Annotated in this window: 1 pseudogene; it reads left to right on the top strand. The window is 61.3% G+C overall.

The features are described from left to right. A pseudogene (locus SB764_RS40380) lies at window positions 1-271 on the top strand (LysR family transcriptional regulator VtlR); the annotation flags it as partial.

Here is a 271-nt window from a genome sequence, read left to right as displayed (position 1 = left end):
CACCGAGACGACGGAAACGCCGTCCGGCAAGCTGCGCGTCACGACGACGGTCGGTCTCGGCCAGGGCTGGCTGACGGACAAGATCCAGGAGTTCATGCAGCTCTATCCGGATGTCCAGATCCAGCTGATCCTCGACAACGAGGAAGTCGACGTGAACATGCGCCACGCCGATTGCGCCATTCGCCTGCGCCAGCCGCAGCAATCCGATCTGATCCAGCGCAAGCTGTTCACCGTGCATATGCACGTCTATGCAGCCCCCTCCTACATCAAC

Source organism: Paraburkholderia sp. SIMBA_027 (assembly GCF_046535315.1).
Classification (GTDB): domain Bacteria; phylum Pseudomonadota; class Gammaproteobacteria; order Burkholderiales; family Burkholderiaceae; genus Paraburkholderia; species Paraburkholderia tropica.
Note: the sequence above shows the minus strand (reverse complement) of the source record. Positions and strands in the feature narration are given on the sequence as shown.